Raw genomic sequence first — 12,377 nt, 5'->3', positions numbered from 1 at the left:
CAGCCACGTTACGAAGAGACCTACCCGAACACGGCTGGCCGTGTCCCTATCAGCGGTCCGCCGATGCCACCCGACCCGGCGACAACACCCCCCCGGATCATCCGAACGACAGGGGCAGGAAGTCATACCGGGCCGGGCGACCGAGGGTCCCCGGCTGGGGACGATCAAAAGGTAACGGGCATCTGGGACTACGCGACGTACTACCTCAAGCCCGCGGAGGACGGCTGGCCAGTGCGCCACCTTGAGGTGTACGACTCGGGGTCCAATCCTCATCCTCGGGCTACTTCAGAAAGCGCGACGTGCTCGTGGCTGGGAAGCTCATGCAGTCGAGTGCGAACCACCAGTCGAGAATCCCGCCAGTACCGAGCCGGCACCCGCGGTGACACGGTCATCATCTGCGCAGCCTGATCCGCTAGGAGATGAAGAATGCCTTCTCCTCGATGTTGGTGCATGTGGTTCAGAGCGAGGCGAGGGCCAGCGTGAGGGTGATCGCCGCCAGGATCAGCAGCAGAGCCGGCATCGGCAGGCCCGGGGTGTCGCGGACCCGGACATGGGTGATCACTGCGCCGGCGAAGTAGAGGACGAGGCCGATCGCCGCGGCGATGCCCAGCGGCCGCTAGGCGATGCCGATCCACCGCCCGAGCGCCCCGGCGAGGTTGAGCAGGCCAAAAGGCGCAAACCACGACTTGGATACGCCAGCTGCGGTCAGCCCGGCGACGACGCGCTCGACTCCCCGGATCTTGGTGATGGCGTGGCGGTGACCGCCAGCCCGTACACGACGGCGGCGACGACGTAGGCAGCGAACATGTGCATTCCCAAGCGATGGTTATCGGATAGTCATCATTGATACCCTGTAATGATTGGGATGATTTAACAATCATGTGCCTGGTATGATGGGTTACATGCCACCAACTACGCGCACCGCAGTCCCGACCCAGCTGGGCGTGCTCCTCGCCGGTCGCGGTGCCGTTGCCAACGCCCGGGTCCGCAACGCCCTCGCCGACCGCGGCCTCACCATGCGATCCGTCTTCACGCTCAGGCACGTGGCGAAAGAGCCGGTCAGCCAGCAGGCATTGATCGACCTGCTCGGCGTCGACCCGAGCGCTCTGGTCTCGGTCCTCAACGAGTTGGAGGGACTGGGGCTGCTTACTCGGCAGCGCGACCCCGTCGACCGCCGACGGCACGTTGTCACGATCACACCCAAGGGCACCACCGCCCTGACGGAGGTCGACGCCATCCTGGACGGCGCGGACGATGACCTGTTCGCGGCACTCAGCCCCATCGAACGGGGTCAGCTGGAACGGCTGCTGGAGAAGGTCGCCGACATCGAGCACTGCGGCGACAAATACTGAGTCTTTCCAAGCTGATCTTGCAGGTCAGGCTGGGTTGGCGAGGGCCGTAGATCGATGGGTGCGAGGCTCCCGGTAAGACCGCATATCGAGCAAAACCCGATGCCCCGACCGGGAGCATCGCCGTGCTGTCTTGCCCGTCACGATCGCGTTGTCCAGCCGGCCCCTGAACCACCTCGCCGACCGCATCCGTGCCCACCGTAACAGCGCCGATCCCGGTGGCAGCGCCTCGATCCCGGCCTGTAGGGTGCCAGAGCTGAGTTCCGGTTGCTGACCTGCGAGTTTTCCCGTTCCCGCCACGTCGCTATACATCCCCGATCGTGTTTCTGCCCGTGTCGGCGGAGCCGGTCAGGCCGCGGCGAGCGCGGTGGTCGCCGCAGCACTCGCATCCGCCGACGTCGTGCACAAGGCGACCTACACGACGGCGGAGAACACCAACAACCCGCTCAGGCTCTTCGCGACGGTCGCGGTCTGGAACGGCGACGAGGTGACGGTGCACGACGCTACGCAGTGGACCTCCAACACACGCACCACCATCGCCCAGATGTTCGGGATTCCCGAATCCACCGTGCGCGTCTACGCCAAGTACGTCGGTGGTGCGTTCGGGTCGCGGCTGCGGGTGTGGCCGCACGTGATCCTCGCGGTGCTCGCCGCGCGTACGGTGGCGCGGCCCGTGAAGCTGGTGCTCTCCCGTCCAGAGATGTTCACCGGCGTAGGACACCGCCCGGGCACGGTGCAGACGATTGCGATCGGCGCACGGCGTGACGGCAGTTGGTCGCGATCGACCACGAGTCTCTGCAGACCGTCGCCATGGAAGACGAGAACATGGAGCCGGTGGCGGCTTCGAGCGCCAACGCGTACGCCTGTGCGCACGTCGCGAACCGGGACCGGCAGCGGCGGCTCAACATCCCCTGTCCGGGGTCGATGCGCGCCCCCGCCGAGGCCCAGGCCAATTTCGCGCTGGAGTCGGCGCTCGACGAACTCTCGTACCAGTTGGGCATCGACTTCTTGGACCTACGGCTACACAACTATGCCGAGGTCAGTCGCGCTGCGACGCCCTGGCCACGATCGGACGCGACGGGACCGGCAAGCGAATCCGTTCCCTGCCCGTCACCCTCGATCAACTCCTCCCGGCCGGCGGCGAACCGTCCGAATAGCGAGTGTGACGTCGTGCCGGCGCGGACCCGGCACGCGCGGTTCCTGCGACGACGGACGGCGCCGGCAACACCGCCCGACACCGAGGCGGCTGAGGCGTGCCGATCGGTCGGTGCGGTACCCACCGGTCTGGCTTCCGTCGCACACGTCCCCTGGACACTGGACAGACAGACTCGATCACACCGAGCCATAACAACCCATCGGTTTCGGTCCTGCGCCCGCTTGGTTCGGAAGGCGACGGACAGCACTTGCCAGCCACGTACGACTACCGGGTCGAGGCGGTAACGCCGGCACCTCAGAGGGCCGGAGCTGACTTTGTCCTCCTGGTTGACGGCGTGTTCCTCCTGCCGCCCGCGCCTGCGGGGCCGCGGCCGTTCAGCCCGCATCGGGGCGCCGCCCGCCCGATGATGTCTTGACCGAGGTCTCACGCTTGAGAGGAGCTATCAAGGATGGTCGACCAGATACCAGGAACGGTCGTGCTCACCGGAGGGACCAGCGGGATCGGTGCGGCGGCAGCACGGCGCCTCGCCAAATCAGCCCGACGCCTGCTTCTGCACGGGCCGGAGCCACACGCGGCGGTGCAGCCGCTGCTCGACGAGCTGCGCAGCGCCGGTCGAGCCGAGGTGGTCTACGCGCAGGCCGACTTCGACAGACTTGACGACGTCGTGGCTCTGGCCAGGACGGTGGCGAGCGCCACCGAGCAGGTCAACGTGCTCATCAACAACGCCGGTCGCCCCGGCGCCGAGAGCCGCCGGTGCAGCACGGACAGCTACGAAGCGACGCTGCAGACCAACTACCTGGCGGCCGTCCTGCTCACCGAACGACTCCTGCCGCTCATCCCCGCGACGGGCCGGGTGGTGCACGTGTCGTCCGCGACCCATCTCTCTACCCGTCTCGACCTGGACGATTTGCAATTCCAGCACGGCTACCAGCCGGCCGCCGCGTACGCCCGGTCCAAGCTCGCGCTGGTCGCCCACGCCGTCCGGCAGTCCCGGTACTACCGCCCCGGAATCGTCAGCGTTCACCCGGGAGTCGTCAACACCCGACTGTTGCACGCGATGTTCGACGTGCGGGGTGCGGATGCGGCACACGGGGCGGCAAACATCATCCACGCCGCCCGCGATCCGGGCGTGCCCAGCGGGGTTTACCTGGACGAAGGGCGGGTCGCGGAGCCGGCCGAACAGGTCCGCGTGGTGAACTTCCAAGACGGTCTCCACCAGCGCACCATGACCCTGCTTACTCCCTGGCTCGACGACTCGCCGGCTGAGTCCCCTGCCTAGCCGCTGCACCGCCTGCGGACGGGCCACGCCGGGCACGATGACGCTGGTCTCGATTCAGTCGTCGATGCGGAGGCGAAAGGACTCACCGTCGCGCAGCACGCGGCCGGCCGTGGGGCCGGCGAAATGCGTCCCGATCAGCAACGCCTGGTCGTGGGCTAGGGCCGATAGGAGTCTCCCGGCGGGTACGGACGGCCTGTTCGGCGTCGAGAGATCGCCGGCGGTCGTCCATTCCGGATGGGCTAGCTGGCAGGGATGGTGAATTCTGTCCCCGGTGATGACCGCTCGCTCACCCGCCGAAGCGGTCTCGACGCTGACGTGCCCGGCGGTGTGCCCCGGCGTGGAGATCAGCCGGACCTCGTCGCTGATCGCGTGGTTGCTGCCGACCGTGTCGACGAGGCCCGCGTCGAGCACGGGCCGCACCGTAGGCAAGCCGCATGCCACCAGTCGCGGTCTCGGCGTTTCGACGCCAGTGGTCGAGATCTCCGGCCACGATCAGCTGACGGGAGTTGGTGAACGTCGGGACCCACACGCCGTCCACGAGATGGGTGTTCCAGCCCACATGGTCCATGTGGAGGTGGGTGAACAACACGGTGTCGATGGACTCGGGCGGGAACCCGGACTCCGTCAATCGGTTCAGCAATGGGGAACGCAGGTTGTTCCATGCCTCGACGGGACGGCCCTGCTTGTGGGAACCCAGGGCGGTGTCCACGACGATGCGGCGCGCCGGGGCCTACCGTCCTGTGTCGCGAAGTGAGATACCGCCTCGAACCCGCCGCCGGCCGGGCGTAATGGGTGACGAGTCGCCTTCGGCTCTCGGCTTCAATGCAGTGTGATCCGGCCAGCCGAGCAAGTGTTTGGTGTTGAGTCACCCTAGATACCTCGCCCTTGCCGGCAAATTCCAGTTTGCTGCAGGCCCGAATCCTTGGTTCCACCAGGCAAAGCATAGGGACAATCCGGCCTGAAATGCATAATCTGCCGAAGCCAACGGGAGCCCATCTCGCTGCCGCATCGAGCCATGACTTGACACCTGACACCCTGAAGGGTGATGTGTCACCCGCCACTAATGGGTGTCGCGTCACCTAACTATGGCTACGGTTGGCCGCGACGCCCGCTCTCACGAGCCAGACCGCCGGGTGGCGGGGGCGCCGAAACCCACAACCGCGGAGGAAAAAGAGCTCACCATGTCCAACGTCGTCAAGCTCGCCCTGATCTACTACTCGTCGACAGGCACGGGCACGGAGATCGCCAGGACGATGGCGGGAGCGGCGGAAGCTGCCGGCGCGGAGGTCCGTGTCCGCAAGGTCGCCGAGCTGGCGCCGCAGGCCGCGATCGACTCGAACCCGCTCTGGGCCGCCCACGACGCGGCCACGGCGGACGTGCCCGCTCCGACCCCTGAAGACCTCTCCTGGGCGGACGCCGTCATCTTCGGCTCACCGACCCGCTTCGGCAATATCGCCGCTCAGTTGAAGCAGTTCTTCGACACGTTGTCGCCGCTGTGGCAGGCGGGGGGTCTGGCCGACAAGGTCTACAGCGGTTTCACCTCGGCTGGAACCCGCCAGGGTGGGCACGAGTCCACCTTGCTCGCCATGTACAACACCATCCACCACTTTGGTGGAATCATCGTGCCGCCGGGATACACCGACCCGGTCAAGTTCGTCGACGGCAACCCGTACGGCACCTCGCACCACGCGGTGTGGGGCCCCGACCTCGGCTCGATCGACGACGACACCCGCAATGCCGCCCGCCACCAAGCAGAACGTGTCGTGCGGATCGCGCGGGCGCTCAAGCCGAAAAGCGCCACCTGACGAGGGGCCTCACACCGGTCACCAACCGCATCGAGCGGAAGGTCCCTCGACAGGAAAGTCGCCGACGAGAACACGCCCCTGCGGCTGCCGATGGGCAATCGAAACCCTGGACGACCGCCGCAAGGCCGCCGCCAAGCAGACGGACGAGCGGGCCGCCTGGGAAGCCGTCAGCCGGGCACCGACTTCATCGAATGAGATACGCCTGCACCGAGGGTGCGGGAGAGAGGAACTCGCAATGGAGCGTGTCGGAGGAAAGACGGCAGTGGTCACTGGCGGCGCGATGGGAATGGGCGCCGCCACCGTCCGCCGGCTGGTAGCCGAGGGCGCGAACGTGGTCATCGCCGACGTGAATGTCGCAGAGGCCGAGGCGCTGGCCGCCGAACTCGGACCGAAGGCCGTCGCCGAGCAACTCGACGTCCGGTCACCGGACCAGTGGGCAGCCCTCGTCCAACGTGCCGAGGAGCGGCTCGGCTCCATCGACATCCTGGTCAACAACGCGGGCATCGCCGATCCGGCCCCGCTGGAGCAGTGGGACACCGCACGGCTGCAGCGCACGTTGGACGTGAACCTGATCGGAGTCTTCAACGGCATCCAGGCCGTGGTCCCGGCGATGAAGCGGGCCGGCGGCGGGTCGATTGTCAACATCGGCTCCGTCGGCGCCCTGCAAGGAGTGCCGAGCCTGTCCGGCTACGTCGTCTCCAAATGGGCCGTCCGCGGCCTGACCAAGACCGCCGCCCTGGAGTTGGGCGCATACGGGATCCGCGTGAACGCCGTGCACCCTGGTCAGATCAACACACCAATGACCAGTGGCGTCATCTTCGACACCAGCAATGTGGCGCTCGGCCGGGTAGGAGAGCCGGACGACATCGCCAGGATCGTACTCTTCTTTGCCAGCGACGACTCGCAGTTCGTGACGGGCAGCGAGGTGGCCGGTGACGGTGGACAAATCGCCGGGCAGGCCGACTATCAGGGCCTGCCCCGATAGCGGGCAAGGCGAGTCGGCCGGGAACGCCCAGGTGGACCGGACGAGGTTGGCAGGACGCATCTGCCCGCCGTCTCCCCCGAGGCAGATGAGTCTCAGCCGACAATGGCCACCGCGCGATCCCCGGTGATTCCTGATGAGGATCGGGGACCCGCGCGGTGGCCATCGGCCGTCGGCGGCGCGACCGATTCAGCCGTCACCGGTGAATACCTGCACCCGCGGACTCTCGGGATGCTGCTGACCCTAAGGTCCCCGGGTTCACGGAGTCTTCTGATCATGGTCTTCCGTGGGGAGGAGTCTTTCGTGGCAGCACCAAAGAAGCATCCCGATGAGCTGCGGCATCGTGCCGTTCGGTGATCAAGCGGCTGGGTGTGCATCCGGAGGCGTTACGGAACCGGATCCGGCAGGACCAAGCCAACCGCGGTGAGCGCGAGGACCAGCCGACGACGGAGATCGCCGAGGAGAGCCGCAGGCTGCGCAGCGAAGTCGCGGAGCTGCGCCGGGACGAATGAGATCCTGAAGGCGGTGAGCGCGTATCTTGCCGCCGAACTCGACCCGCCCCGGCGACGGTCATGAGGTTCATCGACGAACACTGTGACCAGTCGCGGTCGCGCTCCTGCTACGGGTCCTGAGCATCACCACCTCGACCTACTACGGGTGGCTGCGCCAGGGCACACAACCGTGCGACCGGGACCTGGTCGGCCTGGGGCTGTTGAGCAACATCTACGACGTGTGGGAGAACTCGGGCCGCACCTACGGCGCTGACCGGGTCCACCAGCAGCTACGCCGTGACGGCATCCGCGTCGGTCGTAAGCGCGTGGAACGGTTGATGGCCGGACACGGCTGGCAGGGAGCGGTCCTGCGCCAGGGCTGGCGCGGCGGCTCCATTGAAATCCCCCGGAAAGCCGAACACCCGCACGCTGTCCCCCATGCCATGTCCATGAGGGTCAGACGGGCGGAGCGGGCAACCCCGGCCGGCGGCACGCCCGGCGAGACGGGCTACACCTACGGGTTCGTCACTGATGCGTGGGCTGCCATAGGTGCCGCTGGAGTCGTCGAAGACCTTCCGCACGGCGGCCGCCAGGTCGCCGCGCCGCTGCTGCCGGGGTGTGGGCGGCCGATCCCGCCATTTGTAGAACCAGGACTCGGGCACCCCCAAAACCCGCAGCTCACCACGTGCGGCACATCGTGTTCGGTCCTCTGGAAAGCGATGGAAGGCAGCCACGCTCACCGGCCCCGTTACTTCCTTGACCCACAGGACCACGGATCGCTTGAGGACATCACGCTCCATCGCCAGCTCAGCGTTCTCGCGCCGCAACCGGGCCAACTCCGCTCGCTCGTCCTCCGACAGCCGCCCAGCTGCGGCGTCACCGCGCTGCTCACGGTCCTTTTCACCCGGTTGGTAAGGGGGTGCCGTCGTGATCCCCAGGTCACGCGCGACCTGCACAACCGACTTGCCGGCCTCCCGCACGATCCGCACCGCGCCAGCGCGGAACTCCGGATCGAACTGACGCCTCGGTCTCCGCCATGAACCTCTGTCCCCTCAAGTTCCGGCCTACACGCTACGAGGGGAACCGCAGTTCGATGTTCGGCGCCAGCGCGGAGATCGCCGATCCGACGGCCAGCGCGAGCAGCGAGGCGACGAGCCCTCGTTCCTCGCCCAGGTGGTCGCCCAGGGGCGTGAACGCCGAGGCTGACAGCAAGAAGGCGGTCATGACCCAGGTAACGAGATTCGGCGTGGTGTCCAGTTCGTCGGCAGCACAGGGTTGATCAGTGATTGGAGCAGAGGATCGCGAACACGGCGTGCAGTACGACCGGAAGCACGGCGCGGTTCGATGAACCGGGCGGGAGGTGTGAAGCCATCTGGCTGGCCTGTCTTCTCTGTGTGGCGCTCGACTGCTCGAGAGCGCGGCTGGATCCCCGCTGCGAAGGCGCGGCTCGTGCCTTTCGGAGCACGAGCCGCGTCATCACCGGTCGTCCGCTGCCACACCGCCGGCGCGACGGCCAGGCGCGCCGGCGGTGCAGCCCTTAAGCGGGGATCAGACGACGTACCAGGGGCCGCCGACACCCCGCCGCTGGTAGCCGTGGTGGGTCCGCTCGGTGCGGGAGGACTCCATCACGGTGAAGGCGTGGTACTTCGTGAACGGCGTGGCGCCGGCCAGCCGCTCCTGCCAGAGCTGGCCGTTCGACGTGACCTTGCTCAGCGTCTTGTCGGTGATGTAGTTGACCATCGAGTTCATGAAGTTCTCCGCGCCGACGAGGCGGTGCTCACGGCCCATGCCGTGGTGGAATCCCTCCAGCACGTCCTTGGAAGCCATCTCCTTGAGCGCCTCGCCGGAGAAGTTCAGGAGGTCGTGCCAGTACTCGCGTACGGTCTCCACGTCCTCGCGGGTGCCCCAGCGGGTGATGTGACCGCCGATGAGCGCATTGAAGTCGTAGGACAGGATGTCGTCGTGGGCCTGGTAGAACCCGCTGATGTTCTCCGAGAAGTCGGCGTGCATGAACGCCACCGAACCCGGGCTCACGATGTCGATCTTCGTGAGGACCTTTTGCTTCGGCGCCCAGACGTAGATGTTGCCGGGGCAGTGGTCGGCACCCTTGTAGGACAGTTCGAGCTTGGTTCCGCCGACCTCGAGGGTCGCGTCGGTGTCGAACGTCTCGGTGGGCAGCGGGCGGTACTTGTCCGGGAAACGGGCCAGCAGCTCGCGGGTGATGTCATGGGCGATGATCTTCACCTTGGGGCCGAACATCGACGCGGCGCCGATGTGGTCGGAGTGCCAGTGGCTGTAGACCAGGTGCGTGACCGGGGCGTCGGTGACCGACTCGATCGCGGCGAAGATGTTCTCGCCCAGCGGCGGGGGGGCGTCAATCACGATGACGCCCTCGCCGGTGAGCATGAACGCCGACTCGTAGCCCGACGGGGTGGTCACCCAGTAGAAGCCGTCGCCCAGCTCCTCCTTGTGCCAGCCCTTGGCGTAGAAGGACGGGTCGTTGATGTGGTCGGGCATGAACTGCTGGGGTGACGGGGCGTGCTCGGCTGCCACGGCCTTCGGGAAGCCGAACTTCTTGGCGGCGTAGAAGTCGCCGTACTTTCCCACCATTTGTGCTGCTCCTGTTCTTGTCCTACGGCCGCCGCATGGTCGCGGGGCCGGCTCGGCGGCGTCACGGGCTTGTCGTGCGAGGCCGCGTCGGTGTCGCCGAAGACATGGGTCCGCGCCTGCCGATCGGCCGCGAGCCGGCCGGACCTGCTGACACGGACGGATCCTGAGTTGACCCCCGCTGCCGTTTCGCGTCGCTCGTGGAGAGCAAGTCGAGGGACCCCTCATGTTTTGAAAGGTAGCACAACCTGAGGGCTCCCTCATGTTATGTGATGTGCTTCATGAGCTGCCTCGCTGCCCGCAGAACCAGCCCTCGACCGGAAGCCGAGGGCTGCCTCATCTTTGCTACGGTGATCGGGTGGCAAGGGGATCGGATTTGCCGCCGGGGTCGGCGCGGCCGCTGCGGCGGGACGCTCAACGCAACCGCGACGCGCTCCTGGCAGCAGCGTCAGACGCCTTCGCGCGTGAGGGCCTCAACGCGTCGCTCGAAGGGATCGCGCGCCAGGCTGGGCTCGCCATCGGTACGCTCTACCGGCACTTTCCCACCCGGCTGGACCTGGTGCAGCAGGCGTTCGAAGGCAAGCTGCAGACCTGGCTGGCCGCAGCGCAGGCGAGCGCGTCCGCGTCCGACCCGTGGCAGGGCTTCTGTGGTTACCTCGAGACGCTGTGCGAGCTCCAAGCCGACGACAGCGGCATGAACGACCTGGCGTCGATGCACCTGCCGCTGCCGGACTTCGTCCACGGCAAGCTCACCCGGATCCGTGAACTCACCCAGACCATCGTCGACCGCGCCCACGAGCAGGGCAGCCTGCGCGCCGATGTGACGCGCCAGGATCTGGCGTTTGTCATGTGGGCGCACAGCCGGGTCGCGGCCGCGACCCGTGACGTGGCCCCCGATGCCTGGCGGCGCCACCTGTACCTGATGCTCGACGCCTTCGGCGCAGCCAACGCGAGTCCCCTGCCCGTCCCACCGATGACCCAGATCGAGGTCGACCGGGCGATGGTGAACCTCGGCAGCGCCAACCCGCCTGCCGAGTGAGGTCGTGAGCCCGGCGCACTGGGCGGTCGCTTGGGCGTCCAGTTCAGGTTTGGCAGGAGCGGCGGTGTCGAGCTGGAGACCGGTTCGGGCCCATCGTGCGTGCCGGCCGAGTAGGCCGCCTCGGCGCGCGGAATGGGCACGGTGAGGACGGCACCCGCGCGCCCGTACGACCGGTCAGGTCGCCTGAACCTGCGTCCGGTCGGTCTTCGGCGGCTGGTACATCCGGCGGGTCCTCGGGGCGGCGAGTGCCGGGGTGTCGTCGAGGTCGGCCGGTGTGCGAGTGCGGCTGGCGCGGCGGTAAGAGCCGGTGCGGCGGTCCGAGTCGCGGAGTCGGCCGGTCCGGCGCGGGCGTCCCGGTAGCCAGCCGGCGCACCGAAGCCCAGCGGCTGGGCCACGGTCGCGGAGCTTCGCTGCGGTCGCGCCGGCGACCGGCCCGCGCCGACCAGGTCGACGGGCTCCGGCTCGTCAGTAGTGCCACCAGCGGCAGGCGTCATGGCCTGCGAGATGGCGCGGACGGCGGACAGCGGAAGGCCGGTCGGCTCGACGACCCGCGCTACGGCGGTGCGCGGCAGACCGAACGCGAGCGAGGTGTGGGCTCGCGCGGTCGCTTGTGGCCCTTGGCTGTCGCCGAGGCCGGGGATAGGGCGTGTCCTGCCGATCTTGTAGCGGTTGATCGTTGACGATGTGTCGGTGGTACGTCGTGGTGAACTGACCGATGAGGCGTGGGCAGTGATCGCGCCGTTGCTTCCGGAGCCTGGCGGCGCGGGGGCGGTGGCGGGATCACCGGCAGGTCATCAACGGGATCCTGTGGAAGCTGCGCACGGGTGCGCCGTGGCGTGACCTGCCGGAACACTCCGGGCCGTGGAAGACCTGCCACGAGCGGCTGCGCCGGTGGACCGCCGATGGCACCTGGAATCGGATCCTCGCTGCGGCGCAGGTCCACGACGACGGCACACCGGTGCAGTGGACGATCAGCATTGACTCGTCGACCGTGCGGGCGCACCAGCATGCCGCTGGCGCCCGTAAAAAGGGCGCTCCCCGCGAGTGCGGCGACGCCTGGTGCGCAAGCTGGTGAGGCCATCGGCCGATCCCGAGGTGGACTGAGCACGAAGATCCACCTCGCCGTCGACGGACGAGGCCGGCCGTTGTCGATCCTGCTCACCCCGGGCCAGGCCGGCGACAACGCCCAACTCCTCGCGCTGCTCGACGCGATCCGGGTCAACGAGCCTGGCCCCGGACGGCCCCGCAAGCGACCCGATGTGCTGATCGCTGACAAGGGCTACGCGCATGACTCGACCCGCCGGGCACTGCGCCAGCGAGGTGTCCGGCACGTCATTCCTGAGCGCAGCGACCAGGTCGCCCGCCGTGCCGCCAAGGGCAGCGCCGACGGGCGACCACCAGCCTTCGACAAGCAGGTCTACCGCAAACGCAACGTCGTGGAACGCTGCTTCAACCGGCTCAATCAGTGGCGTGACCTGGCCACCCGCTACGCCAAACGCGCGTCGCTCTACCAGGCCAGCCTCGTCCTCATCGCCGCCATCACCTGGCTTCCATGATCGACAGGACAGAACACCTAGGCGATGTAGGCCGGGCCGTCGTTGCCCTCGGCCTGGTAGCCGTGGTGGGACCGCTCGGTGCGGGTGGTCTCCGCGACGGTCCAGGCGTGGTA

11 protein-coding genes and 5 pseudogenes are annotated in these 12,377 nt (G+C 67.6%); 10 read left to right on the top strand and 6 right to left on the bottom strand.

Features of this window, described 5'->3' with window-relative positions; all coding sequences use genetic code 11:
• Positions 1-457 precede the first annotated feature (457 nt).
• Positions 458-604 (bottom strand): DoxX family protein, encoded by a 147-nt coding sequence (locus ACIA47_RS15015; protein ID WP_396708782.1) that lies wholly within the window; start codon positions 602-604, stop codon positions 458-460.
• A 298-nt stretch (positions 605-902) separates the two neighbouring features.
• Between ACIA47_RS15015 and ACIA47_RS15010 the strand changes: the two genes are divergently transcribed.
• The 4 genes and pseudogenes from ACIA47_RS15010 to ACIA47_RS14995 all read left to right on the top strand — a co-directional run bounded on the left by ACIA47_RS15010 (position 903) and on the right by ACIA47_RS14995 (position 3,784).
• A complete protein-coding gene (locus tag ACIA47_RS15010; protein ID WP_396708266.1) occupies positions 903-1,352 on the top strand; it encodes a MarR family winged helix-turn-helix transcriptional regulator in 450 nt (149 codons plus the stop codon).
• Positions 1,353-1,716: 364 nt separating this feature from the next.
• Positions 1,717-2,061, top strand: a pseudogene (locus tag ACIA47_RS15005) (molybdopterin cofactor-binding domain-containing protein); the annotation flags it as partial.
• 98 nt (positions 2,062-2,159) lie between these two features.
• Entirely contained in the window at positions 2,160-2,789 is a 630-nt protein-coding gene (locus ACIA47_RS15000) for a molybdopterin cofactor-binding domain-containing protein (RefSeq protein ID WP_396708780.1), read from the top strand.
• A 191-nt stretch (positions 2,790-2,980) separates the two neighbouring features.
• Positions 2,981-3,784, top strand: a complete 804-nt coding sequence (locus ACIA47_RS14995) for an SDR family NAD(P)-dependent oxidoreductase (protein WP_396708264.1) — start codon at positions 2,981-2,983, stop codon at positions 3,782-3,784.
• 54 nt (positions 3,785-3,838) lie between these two features.
• On the opposite strand, the gene ACIA47_RS14990 is transcribed toward ACIA47_RS14995, so the two are convergent.
• Together ACIA47_RS14990 and ACIA47_RS14985 are read right to left on the bottom strand one after the other, a co-directional pair.
• Positions 3,839-4,195 (bottom strand): hypothetical protein, encoded by a 357-nt coding sequence (locus ACIA47_RS14990; protein ID WP_396708816.1) that lies wholly within the window; start codon positions 4,193-4,195, stop codon positions 3,839-3,841.
• A 46-nt stretch (positions 4,196-4,241) separates the two neighbouring features.
• A pseudogene (locus ACIA47_RS14985) lies at positions 4,242-4,493 on the bottom strand (MBL fold metallo-hydrolase); the annotation flags it as partial.
• Between the two features lie 472 nt (positions 4,494-4,965).
• Between ACIA47_RS14985 and wrbA the strand changes: the two are divergent.
• From wrbA to ACIA47_RS14965, 4 genes and pseudogenes are all read left to right on the top strand, one after another.
• Positions 4,966-5,589: an NAD(P)H:quinone oxidoreductase type IV gene (gene wrbA / locus ACIA47_RS14980; protein WP_396708778.1), complete on the top strand. Its 624-nt coding sequence runs from the start codon at positions 4,966-4,968 to the stop codon at positions 5,587-5,589.
• A gap of 235 nt (positions 5,590-5,824) precedes the next feature.
• The gene (locus ACIA47_RS14975) at positions 5,825-6,574 is read left to right on the top strand and encodes an SDR family NAD(P)-dependent oxidoreductase (RefSeq protein WP_396708262.1); all 750 of its coding nucleotides are present in this window, start codon (positions 5,825-5,827) and stop codon (positions 6,572-6,574) included.
• 350 nt (positions 6,575-6,924) lie between these two features.
• Positions 6,925-7,083, top strand: a complete 159-nt coding sequence (locus tag ACIA47_RS14970; protein ID WP_396708260.1) for a transposase — start codon at positions 6,925-6,927, stop codon at positions 7,081-7,083.
• Positions 7,084-7,283: 200 nt separating this feature from the next.
• Positions 7,284-7,424 (top strand): annotated as a pseudogene (locus tag ACIA47_RS14965) (IS3 family transposase); the annotation flags it as partial.
• 507 nt (positions 7,425-7,931) lie between these two features.
• Here ACIA47_RS14965 and ACIA47_RS14960 read toward each other — a convergent pair.
• The 3 genes and pseudogenes from ACIA47_RS14960 to ACIA47_RS14950 all read right to left on the bottom strand — a co-directional run.
• Positions 7,932-8,042 (bottom strand): annotated as a pseudogene (locus ACIA47_RS14960) (hypothetical protein); the annotation flags it as partial.
• A gap of 91 nt (positions 8,043-8,133) precedes the next feature.
• The gene (locus ACIA47_RS14955) at positions 8,134-8,286 is read right to left on the bottom strand and encodes a hypothetical protein (protein WP_396708258.1); all 153 of its coding nucleotides are present in this window, start codon (positions 8,284-8,286) and stop codon (positions 8,134-8,136) included.
• Positions 8,287-8,610: 324 nt separating this feature from the next.
• Positions 8,611-9,672, bottom strand: a complete 1,062-nt coding sequence (locus tag ACIA47_RS14950) for an MBL fold metallo-hydrolase (protein ID WP_396708256.1) — start codon at positions 9,670-9,672, stop codon at positions 8,611-8,613.
• Between the two features lie 355 nt (positions 9,673-10,027).
• On the opposite strand from ACIA47_RS14950, the gene ACIA47_RS14945 reads away from it, so the two are divergent.
• Together ACIA47_RS14945 and ACIA47_RS14940 are read left to right on the top strand one after the other, a co-directional pair.
• On the top strand, positions 10,028-10,708 hold the full coding sequence (locus tag ACIA47_RS14945; protein WP_396708254.1) for a TetR/AcrR family transcriptional regulator: 681 nt from the start codon (positions 10,028-10,030) through the stop codon (positions 10,706-10,708).
• Positions 10,709-11,398: 690 nt separating this feature from the next.
• Positions 11,399-12,264 (top strand): annotated as a pseudogene (locus ACIA47_RS14940) (IS5 family transposase).
• Positions 12,265-12,377: the final 113 nt, after the last annotated feature.

Source organism: Micromonospora sp. NPDC051227 (assembly GCF_044455385.1).
In the GTDB taxonomy this organism is placed as follows: Bacteria; Actinomycetota; Actinomycetes; order Mycobacteriales; family Micromonosporaceae; genus Micromonospora.
The sequence above is the reverse complement of the archived record's forward strand: the minus strand, read 5'-3'. Positions and strand labels throughout refer to the sequence as shown.

What these genes read in the sequence shown, in the direction of transcription:
- ACIA47_RS15010 (WP_396708266.1), top strand. Translation starts at nt 903, where the DNA reads ATGCCACCAACTACGCGCACCGCAGTCCCGACCCAGCTGGGCGTGCTC.
- ACIA47_RS15000 (WP_396708780.1), top strand. Translation starts at nt 2,160, where the DNA reads ATGGAAGACGAGAACATGGAGCCGGTGGCGGCTTCGAGCGCCAACGCG.
- wrbA (WP_396708778.1), top strand. Translation starts at nt 4,966, where the DNA reads ATGTCCAACGTCGTCAAGCTCGCCCTGATCTACTACTCGTCGACAGGC.
- ACIA47_RS14975 (WP_396708262.1), top strand. Translation starts at nt 5,825, where the DNA reads ATGGAGCGTGTCGGAGGAAAGACGGCAGTGGTCACTGGCGGCGCGATG.
- ACIA47_RS14955 (WP_396708258.1), bottom strand. Translation starts at nt 8,286, where the DNA reads ATGACCGCCTTCTTGCTGTCAGCCTCGGCGTTCACGCCCCTGGGCGAC.
- ACIA47_RS14950 (WP_396708256.1), bottom strand. Translation starts at nt 9,672, where the DNA reads ATGGTGGGAAAGTACGGCGACTTCTACGCCGCCAAGAAGTTCGGCTTC.